This window comes from Parendozoicomonas haliclonae (genome assembly GCF_900174585.1).
GTDB classification, from domain to species: domain Bacteria; phylum Pseudomonadota; class Gammaproteobacteria; order Pseudomonadales; family Endozoicomonadaceae; genus Sansalvadorimonas; species Sansalvadorimonas haliclonae.
The window spans coordinates 1-540 of sequence record NZ_FWPT01000042.1 but is presented as its reverse complement, the minus strand read 5'-3'; the positions used below and the strand labels follow the sequence as shown (position 1 = coordinate 540).

Annotated in this window: 2 protein-coding genes; both read right to left on the bottom strand. The window is 58.1% G+C overall.

Annotated features, from left to right (window positions below; translation table 11 throughout):
* Positions 1-21 precede the first annotated feature (21 nt).
* Positions 22-393, bottom strand: a complete 372-nt coding sequence (locus EHSB41UT_RS24165) for a condensation domain-containing protein (protein WP_207626755.1) — start codon at positions 391-393, stop codon at positions 22-24.
* Between the two features lie 62 nt (positions 394-455).
* Positions 456-540 (bottom strand): MbtH family NRPS accessory protein (locus EHSB41UT_RS25105; protein WP_423226871.1); only part of this gene is annotated, 85 nt, incomplete at its 5' end.

Genomic DNA, 540 nt, shown 5'->3' with positions numbered 1-540 from the left:
CGATTGCTCTTGCACGATACGTCAAAACGCTGGCGTCCGCCTGCGTAAAGCCACGTTGCCAGGCTGACGATATCGATGACGTGTTCGGGTTGCATACGGTTTTTTATTCCGGCGTAAGCCGGCATACGAGCTAGGAGCCCGTCTCGTGGGCTCGCCGAAGGTGTACTCAGGATCTATCCATTGCCAGACCTCGCCGTTCTCTTCGGTAAAACGCATCCGTAGCGTATCCGCCTGTTGCATCCCTACCGCTACCGCTTTTGCCAGCAAGGGGGCATCCAGCTCGCCATTCAGTTCCACATAGTGCGCCACGCTCCAGGCGGAGGGTAAATCAGAGAGTTTTTCCGCCATCCAGATCCCCGGCTGGGCGGCGACTAACGGTAAACGCTGCGTCATTTCGCCTCCTGCTTATCGGCATAATGCGCCGGATTCAGTGTTGTCCAGCGCGTATTAAGCCACTACTGGCACGCGTCCTGCGATTGCGGTTCGCATACCACGTCCCATCCTGCGGGAAGCGCGCACGCCGCTGGCCAAAGGCTGAAT

Coding starts and splice junctions, on each gene's coding strand:
- EHSB41UT_RS24165 (WP_207626755.1), bottom strand. CDS start 393: ATGACGCAGCGTTTACCGTTAGTCGCCGCCCAGCCGGGGATCTGGATG.